This window comes from Brevundimonas sp. NPDC007368, assembly GCF_042869015.1.
GTDB lineage: Bacteria > Pseudomonadota > Alphaproteobacteria > Caulobacterales > Caulobacteraceae > Brevundimonas.
Genome location: NZ_JBIAFA010000007.1, coordinates 94,916 through 108,288, shown reverse-complemented (window position 1 = coordinate 108,288; position 13,373 = coordinate 94,916). Strand labels below are relative to the sequence as shown.

Genomic DNA, 13,373 nt, shown 5'->3' with positions numbered 1-13,373 from the left:
ACATCACAGGGAAACGCCTCCATGCGCGACATTCGCCACTTCATCGACGGTGCGGCCTTCGACGGCGCATCGGGCCGTTTCGGCGACGTGTTCAACCCCAGCACCGGCGAGGTTCAGGCCCGCGTCCAGCTGGCCACCGTCGGCGAGATGGACCGCGCGGTCCAGTCGGCCCAGGCCGCTTTCGAGGGCTGGTCCAGCACCAACCCGCAGCGCCGCGCCCGCGTCATGTTCGAGTTCAAGCGCCTGGTCGAGGCCAATATGAACGAGCTGGCCGAGCTGCTGTCCTCGGAACACGGCAAGGTCATCGCCGACTCCAAGGGCGACATCCAGCGCGGTCTTGAGGTCATCGAGTTCGCCTGCGGCATCCCTCACGCGTTGAAGGGCGAATACACGCAAGGCGCCGGCCCCGGCATCGACGTCTATTCCATGCGTCAGCCGCTGGGCGTGGTGGCGGGCATCACCCCGTTCAACTTCCCCGGCATGATCCCGATGTGGATGTTCGGCATGGCGATCGCCGCCGGCAACACCTTCATTCTGAAGCCGTCGGAGCGTGATCCGTCCCTGCCGGTGCGTCTGGGCGAACTGATGATGGAAGCCGGCGCGCCCAAGGGCGTGCTGAACGTCGTCCACGGCGACAAGGTGGCGGTCGACGCCATCCTGACCCACCCCGACATCCACGCCGTCAGCTTCGTCGGCTCGTCCGACATCGCCCACTACGTCTATCAGATGGGCGCCCAGCACGGGAAACGCGTCCAGGCCATGGGCGGCGCCAAGAACCACGGCATCGTCCTGCCCGACGCCGACATGGATCAGGTGATCAAGGACCTGACCGGCGCGGCCTATGGCTCGGCCGGCGAGCGCTGCATGGCCCTGCCGGTGGTGGTGCCGGTCGGTCAGCGCACCGCTGACGAACTGCGCGAGCGTCTGGTCTCGGAAATCCCCAACCTGCGCGTCGGCGTCTCGACCGACGCCGAGGCCCACTACGGCCCGGTCGTCACCCAGACCCACAAGGACAAGGTCCTGGGCTGGATCAACAAGGGCGTCGAGGAAGGCGCTGAACTGGTGGTCGACGGCCGCGAGTTCAGCCTGCAGGGCCACGAGAAGGGCTTCTTCATCGGCCCGTCGCTGTTCGACCACGTCAAGCCCGAGATGGAATCCTACAAGGAAGAGATCTTCGGCCCGGTGCTGCAGATCATGCGCGCCGCCAGCTTCGAGGAGGCGCTGAGCCTGCCCAGCAAGCACCAGTACGGCAACGGCGTCGCCATCTTCACCCAGAACGGCCGCGCGGCCCGCGACTTCGCCGCCCGCGTCAACGTCGGCATGGTCGGCATCAACGTGCCGATCCCGGTGCCGGTGGCCTACCACTCGTTCGGCGGCTGGAAGCGTTCGGCCTTCGGCGACATCAACCAGCACGGCATGGAAGGTCTGCGCTTCTGGACCAAGACCAAGACCGTCACCGCCCGCTGGCCCGACAGCGAACTGGAGCACGCGGACTCGAGCTTCGTCATCCCGACGATGGGCTGATGCAGTTTTCCTCCCCACTGCGTGGGGAGGGGGACCACGAAGTGGTGGAGGGGCTGCTTCGGCGAAACGGCCCCTCCGTCTCGGCGGCTTCGCCGCCGATCCACCTTCCCATTTCATGGGGAGGAGAAGTGTAGGCTTCAGCTCAGCGTGTAAGGGATCACCCCCCGCTCATGGTCCGGCACGCGCAGGGTCCGGTCGATAGGCGGGAAGGCCCGTTGGGCGCAGTCGGTACGCTCGCAGATACGGCAGTTGACGCCCATGCGGGTCGGCGGGCCGTTCAGGTCCAGCCCGTCGGCATAGACCAGCTGCGCCGCATGTTCGATCTCGCAGCCGAGGCCCAGGGCATAGCGGCGGTCGGGTTCGAGGAAGGAGCCGCCCGGCTTGGACACGCTCTTGGCGATGCAGATGTAGCGCGAGCCGTCCGGCATCTCGGACAGGTTGACCAGGATGCGGTCCGGCGCGCCGAAGGCCTCGTGCACGTTCCACAGGGGGCAGGCGCCGCCGAAGCGGGCGAACTGGAACCGGGTGGCGCTGTGCCGCTTGGTGATGTTCCCGGCCATGTCCACCCGCGCGAAGTAAAACGGCACGCCGCGCCAGCCGGGACGCTGCAGGGTCGAGAGCCGGTGGCAGACCTGCTCGAAGCTGACGTGGAAGCGGTTCCTCAGCCGGTCGACGTCGTGGCGCAGCTCGCGCGCCGCCTCGAGGAAGCGGCGATAGGGCAGCAGCAGGGCGCCCGCCGCATAGTTGGCCAGACCCACGCGGCAGACATCGCGCGCGGAGGGAATGTCGAAGGCGGCGCGGTCCAGTTCGTGCTCGATCAGGTCGTGGAAGCGCAGCAGAACCAGTTGGTGCGCCATCAGGAAGGACCGCGTCGCGCCGGGCAGGCTGGCGTCGACATAGAGGATGCGCGCGGCCGGATCGAAGCGCCGCATGGCCCCGCGCCCTTCGCCGGTGGCCAGACGCACCCCGCACAGGTCGTTCAGTGCCGCCTCCAGATCGCGCTCGGGATGGCCGCCCGCGCCCAGCCCCAACTGCTCGGCCAGGGCCTCCGCCGCCTGATCCAGCACGTCGATGTAGTTGTCGCGGTAGTGGAAAAAGTCGCGCACGGCCTCATAGGGCAGGGCAGGCGCCGCCTGCGCCCGCTCGTCCCGGCCCAGGGTCTCGTTCAGCGTCTTCAGCCGTTCGTCCAGACGGCGATAGTCCTGATGCAGGGCCAGGAACTGACGCGCCAGCCGGGGCGTGTTGGTCACCGCCTGCTTCAGCTCGACGGCGGACGGCGTCTCGGCGTGACCGGCGACGTCGGTGACGGCCTCGCGCAGGTCGGCGATCAGGCGGGCGTCGCCGTCCAGATCGAACAGGCTGGCGTCCACGTCAAAGGCCCGCGTCAGGGCGATCAGAACCCGCGCCGTCGCCGGGCGTTGATTGGTCTCGATCTGCGACAGGTAGCTGGGCGACAGGGCCAGCCGCCCGGCGCAGGCTTCCAGCGTCCAGCCGCGCGCTTCGCGCAGCTTGCGCACCTTGGCCCCGAGGTAGAGTTTTTCCGCCATCGCAACTTTGCAAAACAGCCCGTGGACCTTGGCAGACTTACGCACTTACGCCCCTTTTGCAAAGTTGCGATTGCCTTTTTGCAACGAAGCGGCTTGGTGATCACGAAAGATTTCAGGAGCAGCCCAAACCATGAGCCAGGCCATCCTCGAGGAGCTTGAGCGCCGTCGCGCCGCCGCCAAACTGGGCGGGGGGCAAAAGCGCATCGAGAGCCAGCACGCCAAGGGTAAGCTGACCGCGCGCGAACGGATCGAAGTCCTGCTGGACGAAGGCAGCTTCGAAGAGACCGACATGTTCGTGGAGCACCGCAGCCACGACTTCGGCATGGACCAGCAACGCATCCCGGGCGACGGCGTGGTCACCGGTCGCGGCACCATCGGCGGGCGTCTGGTCTATGTCTTCTCCAAGGACTTCACCGTCTTCGGCGGCTCTTTGTCGGGCGCCCACGCGGCCAAGATCGTCAAGATCCAGAAGATGGCCCTGACCGCCGGCGCACCGATCATCGGCCTGTTCGACGCGGGCGGCGCGCGGATTCAGGAAGGCGTGGAATCGCTCGCCGGCTACGCCGACATCTTCCTGCAGAACACCCTGGCCTCGGGCGTCATCCCGCAGATTTCGGTCATCATGGGCCCGTGTGCGGGCGGCGACGTGTATTCGCCTGCCATCACCGACTTCATCTTCATGGTGAAGGACACCTCCTACATGTACGTGACGGGCCCCGACGTGGTGAAGACCGTCACCAATGAGGTGGTCAGCCACGAGGACCTGGGCGGCGCCCGCGTTCACGCCGGCAAGTCGGGGGTCGCCGACGGCGCGTTCGAGAATGATCTGGAGGCCTTGTCGGAGGTTCGCCGCCTGATCGGCTTCCTGCCTCTGTCCAACCGCGAAAAGCCGCCGGTGCGCGACAGCTATGACGAGCCGGATCGCGACGAGGCCAGCCTCGACACCCTGATCCCGACCAATCCGAACCAGCCCTATGACATGAAGGAGCTGATCCTGAAGATGGTCGATGAGGCCGACTTCTTCGAGATCGGCGCCGACTTCGCGCGGAACATCATCTGCGGCTTCGGTCGTCTGGACGGCCAGAGCGTCGGCATCGTCGCCAACCAGCCTCAGGTTCTGGCGGGGGTTCTGGATATCGACAGCAGCCGCAAGGCCGCGCGCTTCGTGCGTTTCTGCGACGCCTTCCACATCCCGCTGGTGACCCTGGTGGACGTGCCGGGCTTCATGCCGGGCACCAAGCAGGAGTACGGCGCCTTGATCAAACACGGCGCCAAGCTGCTGTTCGCCTATGCCGAGGCCACCGTGCCCAAGCTGACGGTCATCACGCGCAAGGCCTACGGCGGCGCCTATGACGTCATGAGCTCCAAGCACCTGCGCGGCGACGTCAACTACGCCTGGCCCACCGCCGAGATCGCGGTCATGGGCGCCAAGGGCGCGGTCGAGATCATCTTCCGCAAGGAGGCCGGTGATCCCGAGGCCCTGGCGGCGCGCGAGGCCGAATACAAGGAACGCTTCGCCAACCCCTTCGTGGCGGCCGGCCTGGGCTACATCGACGACGTCATCATGCCCCACGGCACGCGCCGGCGCCTGATCAAGGCCCTGCGCACGCTGAAGAATAAGACCCAGGAAAATCCCTGGAAGAAGCACGACAATATCCCCCTGTAAGGCCCAGAAATGTTCAAGAAAATTCTGATCGCCAACCGGGGCGAGATCGCGGTTCGCATCATCAAGACGTGCCGCAAGATGGGCATCAAGACGGTGCTCGTTTACTCGGACGCGGACGCTGGGTCGCTGGCCTGTGAGATGGCCGACGAGACCATCCACATCGGGCCGTCGCCGGCCGCCCAGTCCTATCTGATCCAGGACAAGATCGTGGATGCGGTGCGTCAGTCGGGCGCCGAGGCGGTGCATCCCGGTTTCGGCTTCCTGTCGGAAAACCCGGTCTTCGCGCGTCGTCTGGAGGCCGAGGGCATCACCTTCATCGGCCCGAACCCGCACGCCATCGAGGCCATGGGCGACAAAATCACGTCCAAGAAGTTCGCGGCTGAGGCGGGCGTCTCGACCGTGCCGGGTCACATGGGCCTGATTGAATCGACCGAAGAGGCGGTGAAGATCGCGGGCGAGATCGGCTATCCGGTCATGATCAAGGCCAGCGCCGGCGGCGGCGGCAAGGGCATCCGCGTCGCCCATTCCGACGCCGACATGGCCGAAGGCTTTGCCGCCGTTAAGGCCGAAGCCCTGACCGCCTTCGGCGACGACCGCGTCTTCCTCGAGAAGTTCATCGTCAATCCGCGCCACATCGAGATTCAGGTGCTGGGCGACAAGCACGGCAACATCGTCTCGCTGTTCGACCGCGAATGCTCGATCCAGCGTCGCAACCAGAAGGTCATCGAGGAGGCGCCGTCGCCTCTGCTGGACGACGCGACGCGCAAGGCCATGGGCGATCAGGCCATCGCCCTGGCCCGCGCCGTCAACTACGACAGCGCAGGCACGGTCGAGTTCGTGGCCGGTCAGGACCGCAGCTTCTACTTCCTGGAAATGAATACCCGTCTGCAGGTCGAGCATCCGGTGACGGAGCTGATCACCGGCGTCGATCTGGTCGAGCAGATGATCCGTTCGGCGGCGGGCGAGACCATGGGCTTCAAGCAGGAAGACCTGTCGATCAACGGCTGGGCCATCGAGAGCCGCATCTACGCCGAGGACCCCTATCGTGGCTTCCTGCCGTCGATCGGTCGTCTGGTGCGCTATGAGCAGCCGGAAGAGGGCGAACACTCCAGCGCTTTGGGCGACTACACCGTCCGCAACGATTCCGGCGTCCGCGAGGGCGACGAGATCAGCATGTTCTACGACCCCATGATCGCCAAGCTGTGCGCCTGGGGCGAGACGCGCGACGCCGCCGTCGAGGGCATGGCCCGCGCGCTGGAGGACACCCACCTGTCGGGTCTGGGCCACAACGTGCCCTTCCTGTCGGCGGTGATGGATCAGGACCGCTTCAAGTCCGGCCAGCTGTCGACCAGCTATATCAAGGACGAGTTCCCCGACGGCTTCCGCGGTCTGGAGCCCAGCGAGGCGCAGAAGGACATCTTCATCACCGTCGCCGCGGCGATGAACGAGGTTCTGGCCGAGCAGGCGGGCGACCCGTCGGAACGCACCGACTGGACCGTGCTGATCGACCGTGAGGCCCACTCCGTGTCGCTGTCCTACGACGAGGCCGAGGATCTGGTCATCTCGCTGGACGAGCGCGACCTGACCCTGTCGGAAATCGACTGGCGCCCGGGCATGGCCCAGTTCAAGGCGGTGCTCGACGACGAGCCCTTCACCGCCGAGGCCAAGCGCGCGCCCGACGGCTTCGATATCCGCCACCGGGCGGCCAGGGCCCGCGTCCGCGTCCTGACGCCGCGCGCCGCCGACATGTATCAGCGCCTGCCGGAAAAGGTCGCCGCCGACACCTCCAAGCTGGTGCTGACGCCCATGCCGGGACTGGTTGTCGACATCCCTGTGACGGTCGGCCAGGAGGTCAAGTCGGGCGAGACCGTCGCCATCATCGAAGCCATGAAGATGCAGAACATCCTCAAGGCCGAGCGTGACGGCGTGGTGAAGGCGGTCGGCGCCAAGGCCGGCGATCCGGTCGCCGCCGACGACGTGCTGGTGGAGTTTGCGTAAATGACGACCTTTCCCACGCCGAGCCCGCTGGAATGGCGCGAACAGGCCGAGAAGGCGCTGAAGGGGCGGGCGATCGAAAGCCTGCTGCACCTCGACGCCGACGGCCTGATCATCCGGCCGCTCTATGCCGACGCGACCGGGGTGCAGGCGCTTCGCGCGCCGCGCACCACGGACGCCGATGGGCGGGCGTGGGATCTGCGCACCCTGGTCGAGGGCGACGAGGCGGCGGCGATCAACGCCGCCGTCCTGACCGACCTTGAGAACGGCGCCGCCTCGGTGGTGCTGAAGGGGGCGTTCACGACCGACGAGGCGGCGCTGGCCGCTGCGCTGGACGGCGTGGCTCTGGAACTGGCGCCGGTGGCGCTGGACGCGGGCTTTGACGGCGTGAAGGCCGCCGAGGTCCTGTCGGCTGTGGCCAAGGGTTCGCCCCGCGCCCAGCTGCAATTTCATCTCGACCCCATCTCTGCCTACGCCGAGGCGGGTGAGGACGAGATCGACGCCGCCGTGACTGAAGCCGCCGAGGCCGCCGCGCGTCTGGCCGGGACCTATCCCGAGGCCAGACTGTTCCTGGCGTCGGGCCGCGTGGTGCATGAGGCCGGCGGCTCGGCGGGTCAGGAACTGGCCTTCGCCGCCGCCAGCGCCGTCGCCTACGTCAAGGCCGCTGTCCTGGCCGGTTTGACGACTGAGCAGGCGCTGAAGGGCGTGGTGCTGGGCGTTTCGGTCGACGCGGAATATTTCGACGCCCTGGCCAAGGTGCGGGCCATGCGCCTGATCTGGGCCAGCGTGTCCAAGGCCTTTGGCCATGAGACCCCGGCGACCATCGAGGCCCGCTCGTCGCGGCGGATGCTGTCGGCGCGTGATCCCTGGCCCAACCTGCTGCGCCTGACCGCCGCCGGGTTCGCCGGGGCTGTCGGCGGCGCCGACGTGGTGGTGCTGGACGGCTTCACCCGCGCCGAGGGCCGTCCCGACGCCTTCGCCCGCCGTCAGGCCCGCAACACCCAGCTGGTGCTGATGGAAGAGGCCAACCTCGGCCGGGTCGACGACCCCGCCGCCGGCTCCTGGTTCCTGGACAGCCGCACCCGCGATTTGGCTGAGGCGGGCTGGAAGGAGTTCCAGTCCATCGAAGCCGAAGGCGGCGTGGTCAACGCCCTGAAGCACCACCTGATCCAGCCGCGCGTCGAACGCACGCGTGGTCAGCTGGAGGCCGCGCTCAAGGACGGCGCCCGCCACATGGTCGGCGTCACCAAATATGTCGATCCCGATCCGCGCCCGGCCCCGGTTGAGGCCGCCGATCCCGCCTTCGTCCCGGTGCGCCACGGCGCCCTGACCCCGGTTCGGTTCGCCGCGCCCTTTGAAATCGCGTCCGAGGAGGCGAACCCATGAGCTTCCCCGACTTCTCCAAGGTCGATCTCGACCTGACCGCGACGGGTGAAGGCCCGACGCGTGAGCCGTGGCTGACGCCCGAGGGCCTGACGGTCGAAACCGCCTATGGCCCCGAGGCGCTGGAAGGCCTCGACGCCATCCACGGCCTGCCGGGTTTCGCCCCCTATATGCGCGGTCCCTATCCGACCATGTATGCGGGCAATCCGTGGACCATCCGCCAGTACGCGGGCTTCTCGACCGCCGAGGAGTCCAACGCCTTCTATCGCCGCAACCTGGCGGCCGGTCAGAAGGGCCTGTCGATCGCCTTCGATCTGGCCACCCACCGCGGTTATGACAGCGATCACCCGCGGGTGAAGGGCGACGTCGGCATGGCCGGCGTGGCCATCGACAGCATTCTGGACATGCGGACCCTGTTCGACGGCATTCCGCTGGATCAGATGTCGGTGTCCATGACCATGAACGGCGCCGTCCTGCCGATCCTGGCCCTCTATGTCGTCGCCGCCGAAGAACAGGGCGTCCCGCACGCGGCCCTGACCGGAACCATTCAGAACGACATTCTGAAGGAGTTCATGGTCCGCAACACCTACATCTATCCGCCCGCGCCCTCGATGCGGATCATCTCGGACATCTTCGCCTGGACCGCGCAGGAGACGCCGAAGTTCAACTCCATCTCCATCTCCGGCTATCATATGCAGGAGGCGGGAGCCTCGGCTGAGATCGAGCTGGCCTATACGCTGTCGGATGGGCTGGAATACATCAAGGCGGGCGTGGACGCCGGGATGGACGTGGACCGGTTCGCGCCGCGCCTGTCCTTCTTCTGGGCCATCGGCATGAACTACTTCATGGAGGTGGCCAAGATGCGGGCCGGCCGCCTGTTGTGGGCCGAGCAGGTCGCCGAGAAGTTCGCGCCCAAGGACCAGAGGTCGCTGTCGCTGCGGACCCACTGCCAGACCTCGGGCTGGAGCCTCGCCGCGCAAGACGTCTTCAACAACGTGTCGCGCACCATGATCGAGGCCATGGCGGCCGCGGGTGGTCAGACCCAGAGCCTGCACACCAACGCCCTGGACGAAGCCCTGGCCCTGCCGACCGACTTCTCGGCCCGGATCGCGCGCAACACCCAGATCCTGCTGCAGATGGAGACGGGCCTGACCCGCACCATCGACCCCTGGGGCGGCAGCTTCTACGTCGAGCGCCTGACCCATGATCTGGCCAATCGCGCCCGCGCCCTGATGGACGAGGTCGAGACGGCGGGCGGCATGGCCAAGGCCATTGAGGCCGGCATTCCCAAGCTGCGTATCGAGGAGGCCGCGGCCAAGACCCAGGCCCGCATCGACACCGGCCAGCAGACGGTGGTCGGCGTGAACCGCTATCTGAACGACACGCCCGACGACATTCCGATGCTGAAGGTCGACAACGCCGCCGTCCTTAGCGCGCAGATCGACAAGCTGAAAAAGCTGCGCGCCGAGCGCGATCAGGCCGCGACCGACGCCGCTCTGGAAGCCCTGACGGCGGGCGCGCGGGGAAACGCCAACCTGCTGGAGCTGGCGGTTCAGGCCGCCCGCGCCAAGGCGACGGTGGGCGAGATTTCCGACGCGCTGGAGGCCGCCTTCGGTCGCCACATCGCCACCGTGAAGACCGTCTCGGGCGTCTACGGCAAGGAGGCTGGCAATGATCCCAAGGTCGCCCGAGCCCGCGACATGGTCGCGACCTTCGTGGAGAACGACGGAGGTCCGCCGCGCATCCTGATCGCCAAGCTCGGCCAGGACGGCCACGACAGGGGTCAGAAGGTCGTCGCCACCGGCTATGGCGACATCGGCTTCGACGTCACCGCCGGTTCGCTGTTCCAGACGCCCGCCGAGGCGGCCAGGGACGCGGTCGAGAAGAATGTCCACGCGGTCGGCGCCTCGTCGCTGGCGGCGGGGCACCTGACCCTCGTGCCCGAACTGCGCGCCGAACTGGCCAAGCTGGGTCGTGAGGACATCATGATCGTGGTCGGCGGCGTCATCCCGCCCTCGGACGTGCAGCCCCTGCTCGATATGGGCGCGGCGGCGGTCTATCCGCCCGGCTCGGTCATCGCCGACACGGCGGCGGACCTGATCGAGAAACTGAACCAGCGTCTGGGCTATGCCCAACCGGCGCCCGCGGAGACCAAGTGATGATCGGCAATCTGAACCACGTCGGCGTCGCCACGCCCTCGATTGCGGACTCGATCAAGCTGTATCGCGACATCCTGGGCGCGACGAAGATCGGCGAGCCGTTCGATCTGCCGGCCCAGGGGGTGAAGGTCTGCTTCATCGACACCCCCACGGCCCAGATCGAACTGATCGAACCCTATGACGAGACCAGCCCCATCACCGGCTTCCTGGCCAAGAACCCCAAGGGCGGCCAGCACCACGTCTGCTTCGAGGTGGCCGACATCCACGCCGCCATCGCCGACATGCGCGCCAAGGGCGTCACCATCCTGGGCACCGGCGAGCCCCGCATCGGCGCGCACGGCACCCCGGTCGTCTTCCTGCATCCCAAGGAGATGGGCGGCGTCCTGATCGAACTGATGGAAACGCCGAAAGAGGCGCACTGAAGTCAAAAGGCCCGGTCGATGACCGGGCCTTTTTCTTGTCAGAACAGGATCTTGCGGAAGCTGACCCGGAAGGTCCGGCCCAGCGGGTCCAGATAGTCGGGCTGATAGGACAGCGGCGTCTCGCCCAGGCCGTTTCGCACGTCCAGCTTCTGGTCGAAGATGTTGTCGATGCCGACGCTGACGCGGGCGCCCTTCAGCCAGGGATATTTCGCCACCCAGGTCTGACGCGACGACAGGTCGGCGAACAGGTTCAGGTTGACTGTCGTCAGGTCCGAGAAGGTCAGGTCGTCGTCCGGCGTGGCGCCGCCGTTGATCCGCGTGGACTCCTTCCAGTTGGCGTTCAGGAAGCCGCCCATGCCGCTCTTGAACAGGCCCATCTGGAGCTGGACCTCGTTGCGCGCCTGACCCCCGCGCGAGCCTGTGGCGGCGCCGTCCAGCAGGTCCAGCACCGGCAGGCCGTCACGGATCGTGATCTCATCCTGGATGCGATAGGTGTGGTACAGTGAGACGTTGAAACGTCCCTGGCCGGGCTGCATGGTCGGGCCGCGTCCACCGCGTCCGCCGCCCATCTGCATCCGCATGCCGCCGCCGGGCGGAGGACCGCCCGCGCCGCCGCCGGGGGGCGGGCCGCCTTCCATACGCATCGTCACGGGACCGCCGCCTCCGCCGGGACGTCCGCCGCCCGGGCCGCGCTGGCCCATGCGCGCCGCCGCCGCCGGGTCGGGCTTGCCGAACGGGGTCGAGAAGTTCAGGCCCCAGCGAATTTCCTGTTGTTCGGCCTTCTGGAAGTTCAGCGGCCGGGCGTCGATCGACAGCAGGTTGCCGTCCAGATCCCGCGTGAAGCGCTCGGGCAGGGCGGCTTCCAGTTCCGGGGTGATGGTCGGGAAGGCGGCGATGGAGCCCTCGACCTCGGTGCGGCTGTAGTTGGCTGTCAGGCGCAGGTCCTTGTCCTTCAGCGGCGTGAAGTTGAAGCCCAGCTTCAGGATGCGCTTGGTTTCCTCGGACAGACCGGCGTTGCCGCCTTCGATGCGGGTGATGTTGACCGACTGGCCGGTGGCGAAGTCATAGACCGGCACATTGGGGGTCGAGATGGTCGGATCGTTCAACTGCGACATCGACGGGGCGTTCTGCTCGTCGCTCCAGCTGACGTTGAAGTTGATGGGCGTCCAGGGGGACCAGTTCAGGCCCAGGGTATAGGCGCTGAGGCCGCCGAAGTCGGACAGGTCCTGATAGGCCAGGTTCAGGTTGGCCGACAGGTCGCCTAGAACGCCCAGGACCTCGCGGTCGCGGCTGGCGATCGGCAGGTTGAAGTTGCCCGAGGCGCTGGTCCGGTCGCGCGACAGCGAACGTTCCGAGAAGACGCCGGAACGCACGCTCTCAGAGTCCAGCGTCTGGGTGTCGAAGCCGACCTTGAAGGTCGAGGTCAGCGAGCCCGCCGGAGCCTCCCAGGCGGTTCCGTTGATGACGCCTTCGAGGTTGCCGCTGCTGGATACGGACCGTGCGGTGTCGAAGGGAAGGCGCGGCAGCAGGTCTGCGTCGCCGAACGGGTCGATCAGGCCCGCCATCACCCCGGCCTGCAGGGTTTGCTGATCCAGCCCGCGCCCGGTGCGGGTCTTGGTCTCTGTGCGGTCATAGCCGCCGGTCAGCGTCCAGCGCCAGTCGCCCAGATAGCCGTCCACCAGGGCCCCGACCTTGCCCGCCAGGGTGTCGGTGGTGCGCGACAGGGCGTCGGGCGCGTTCAGATACAGTTGTTCCGAGATGCTGGACGGCGGCAGGGCCAGTTGGACGCTGGGCAACCCCTGGTAGGACAGCCGCGAGGTGTCCTCCAGGCTGGCGCTCAGCGTCAGGGCGGTGGTGTCGTCCAGGTCGCGCACCACCGAGCCGGCGACCGAGGCCTGTTCCTGTTTGGCCAGCAGGGTGCGGTAGTCGGTGGGATCGCCGTCCTCGCGCCGGATGTCGCGCTCGGTCTCGAACAGCGGGGTGTCGTTCTCGTATTCGAGGTCCAGCGTCGTGCGCTGCTTGCCGGCGATGCGCAGGATGTTGCCTTCCAGATCGCTGACCGTGCGGCCGCCCTCTTCCGGGCGGCGGACGCTGGCCTGCATGGTCAGCGAGCGGAAGTTGGCCTTGAGAACGAAGTTCACGACCCGCTGGTCGGCGCTGTAGCCGTAGGAGAGGGCGGTTTCCTCAGGAAGGATTTCGGTGCGCTCGATGGCCTCGGGCGGGATGCCGCGGATTTCCTGGAAGCCCGAGATGCGTCGACCGTTGACCAGGAAGACCGGCGAGCCGCCCCGCGAACTGCGCGTCACCGGCTCCAGAAGCGTCATCAGCTCCTGAATGCTGCTGGCGCCATAGGCCTTCAGCTGTTCCTCATCCAGCACCAGTTCGGGCTCGTAGTCACCGAGCGCCGCGCCCCGGCGTTTGGTCGAGACAGCTTGAATCTCGCCCAGGTCATAGGCTTCCTGCTCGTTGATGGCCGGGACCGCAGGCGTCTGGGTCTGTGGCGCCGCCGCAGGGGTCGCCGTCTCCGCATTGGGGTCGAGCGAGGCGAGGGCGAGAAGCAGAACGACGGGCGACATAAGGAGTCCTGGCTAGACCGAAGGCTTGGGCGTCGACCTGCTTGAAGACCGATGTGCGCCGAATAAGGGCGACATGGGTTCCATCAGATTAACAGCCTGTA

The 13,373-nt window shown here is 67.1% G+C and carries 8 protein-coding genes; 6 read left to right on the top strand and 2 right to left on the bottom strand.

The window, feature by feature from the left end:
• The first annotated feature begins 21 nt into the window (after window positions 1–21).
• On the top strand, window positions 22–1,524 hold the full coding sequence (locus ACFYLW_RS15525) for a CoA-acylating methylmalonate-semialdehyde dehydrogenase (RefSeq protein ID WP_312065323.1): 1,503 nt from the start codon (window positions 22–24) through the stop codon (window positions 1,522–1,524).
• Window positions 1,525–1,661: 137 nt separating this feature from the next.
• On the opposite strand, the gene ACFYLW_RS15520 is transcribed toward ACFYLW_RS15525, so the two are convergent.
• Window positions 1,662–3,071, bottom strand: a complete 1,410-nt coding sequence (locus tag ACFYLW_RS15520) for a short-chain fatty acyl-CoA regulator family protein (RefSeq protein WP_313472570.1) — start codon at window positions 3,069–3,071, stop codon at window positions 1,662–1,664.
• Between the two features lie 130 nt (window positions 3,072–3,201).
• Here ACFYLW_RS15520 and ACFYLW_RS15515 point away from each other — a divergent pair, with 130 nt between their 5' ends.
• From ACFYLW_RS15515 to mce, 5 genes are read left to right on the top strand one after another with little or no spacing between them, the layout of a single operon-like run.
• Window positions 3,202–4,737, top strand: coding sequence for an acyl-CoA carboxylase subunit beta (locus ACFYLW_RS15515; protein WP_312065321.1), 1,536 nt, complete (start codon window positions 3,202–3,204; stop codon window positions 4,735–4,737).
• A gap of 9 nt (window positions 4,738–4,746) precedes the next feature.
• Window positions 4,747–6,735: an acetyl/propionyl/methylcrotonyl-CoA carboxylase subunit alpha gene (locus ACFYLW_RS15510; protein ID WP_312065320.1), complete on the top strand. Its 1,989-nt coding sequence runs from the start codon at window positions 4,747–4,749 to the stop codon at window positions 6,733–6,735.
• Window positions 6,736–8,118 carry a methylmalonyl-CoA mutase family protein gene (locus tag ACFYLW_RS15505; protein ID WP_312065319.1) on the top strand — a complete coding sequence of 461 codons (1,383 nt, stop codon included), beginning with the start codon at window positions 6,736–6,738 and terminating at the stop codon, window positions 8,116–8,118.
• A complete protein-coding gene (gene scpA, locus ACFYLW_RS15500; protein WP_312065318.1) occupies window positions 8,115–10,274 on the top strand; it encodes a methylmalonyl-CoA mutase in 2,160 nt (719 codons plus the stop codon). Before ACFYLW_RS15505 ends, scpA begins: the two co-directional genes overlap by 4 nt.
• Window positions 10,274–10,696 carry a methylmalonyl-CoA epimerase gene (gene mce / locus ACFYLW_RS15495; protein WP_312065317.1) on the top strand — a complete coding sequence of 141 codons (423 nt, stop codon included), beginning with the start codon at window positions 10,274–10,276 and terminating at the stop codon, window positions 10,694–10,696. Before scpA ends, mce begins: the two co-directional genes overlap by 1 nt.
• A gap of 38 nt (window positions 10,697–10,734) precedes the next feature.
• On the opposite strand, the gene ACFYLW_RS15490 is transcribed toward mce, so the two are convergent.
• Window positions 10,735–13,272, bottom strand: a complete 2,538-nt coding sequence (locus tag ACFYLW_RS15490; RefSeq protein ID WP_313472569.1) for a TonB-dependent receptor — start codon at window positions 13,270–13,272, stop codon at window positions 10,735–10,737.
• Window positions 13,273–13,373: the final 101 nt, after the last annotated feature.

Coding starts and splice junctions, on each gene's coding strand:
- ACFYLW_RS15515 (WP_312065321.1), top strand. CDS start 3,202: ATGAGCCAGGCCATCCTCGAGGAGCTTGAGCGCCGTCGCGCCGCCGCC.
- ACFYLW_RS15490 (WP_313472569.1), bottom strand. CDS start 13,272: ATGTCGCCCGTCGTTCTGCTTCTCGCCCTCGCCTCGCTCGACCCCAAT.
- ACFYLW_RS15510 (WP_312065320.1), top strand. CDS start 4,747: ATGTTCAAGAAAATTCTGATCGCCAACCGGGGCGAGATCGCGGTTCGC.
- mce (WP_312065317.1), top strand. CDS start 10,274: ATGATCGGCAATCTGAACCACGTCGGCGTCGCCACGCCCTCGATTGCG.
- ACFYLW_RS15520 (WP_313472570.1), bottom strand. CDS start 3,071: ATGGCGGAAAAACTCTACCTCGGGGCCAAGGTGCGCAAGCTGCGCGAA.
- ACFYLW_RS15525 (WP_312065323.1), top strand. CDS start 22: ATGCGCGACATTCGCCACTTCATCGACGGTGCGGCCTTCGACGGCGCA.
- scpA (WP_312065318.1), top strand. CDS start 8,115: ATGAGCTTCCCCGACTTCTCCAAGGTCGATCTCGACCTGACCGCGACG.
- ACFYLW_RS15505 (WP_312065319.1), top strand. CDS start 6,736: ATGACGACCTTTCCCACGCCGAGCCCGCTGGAATGGCGCGAACAGGCC.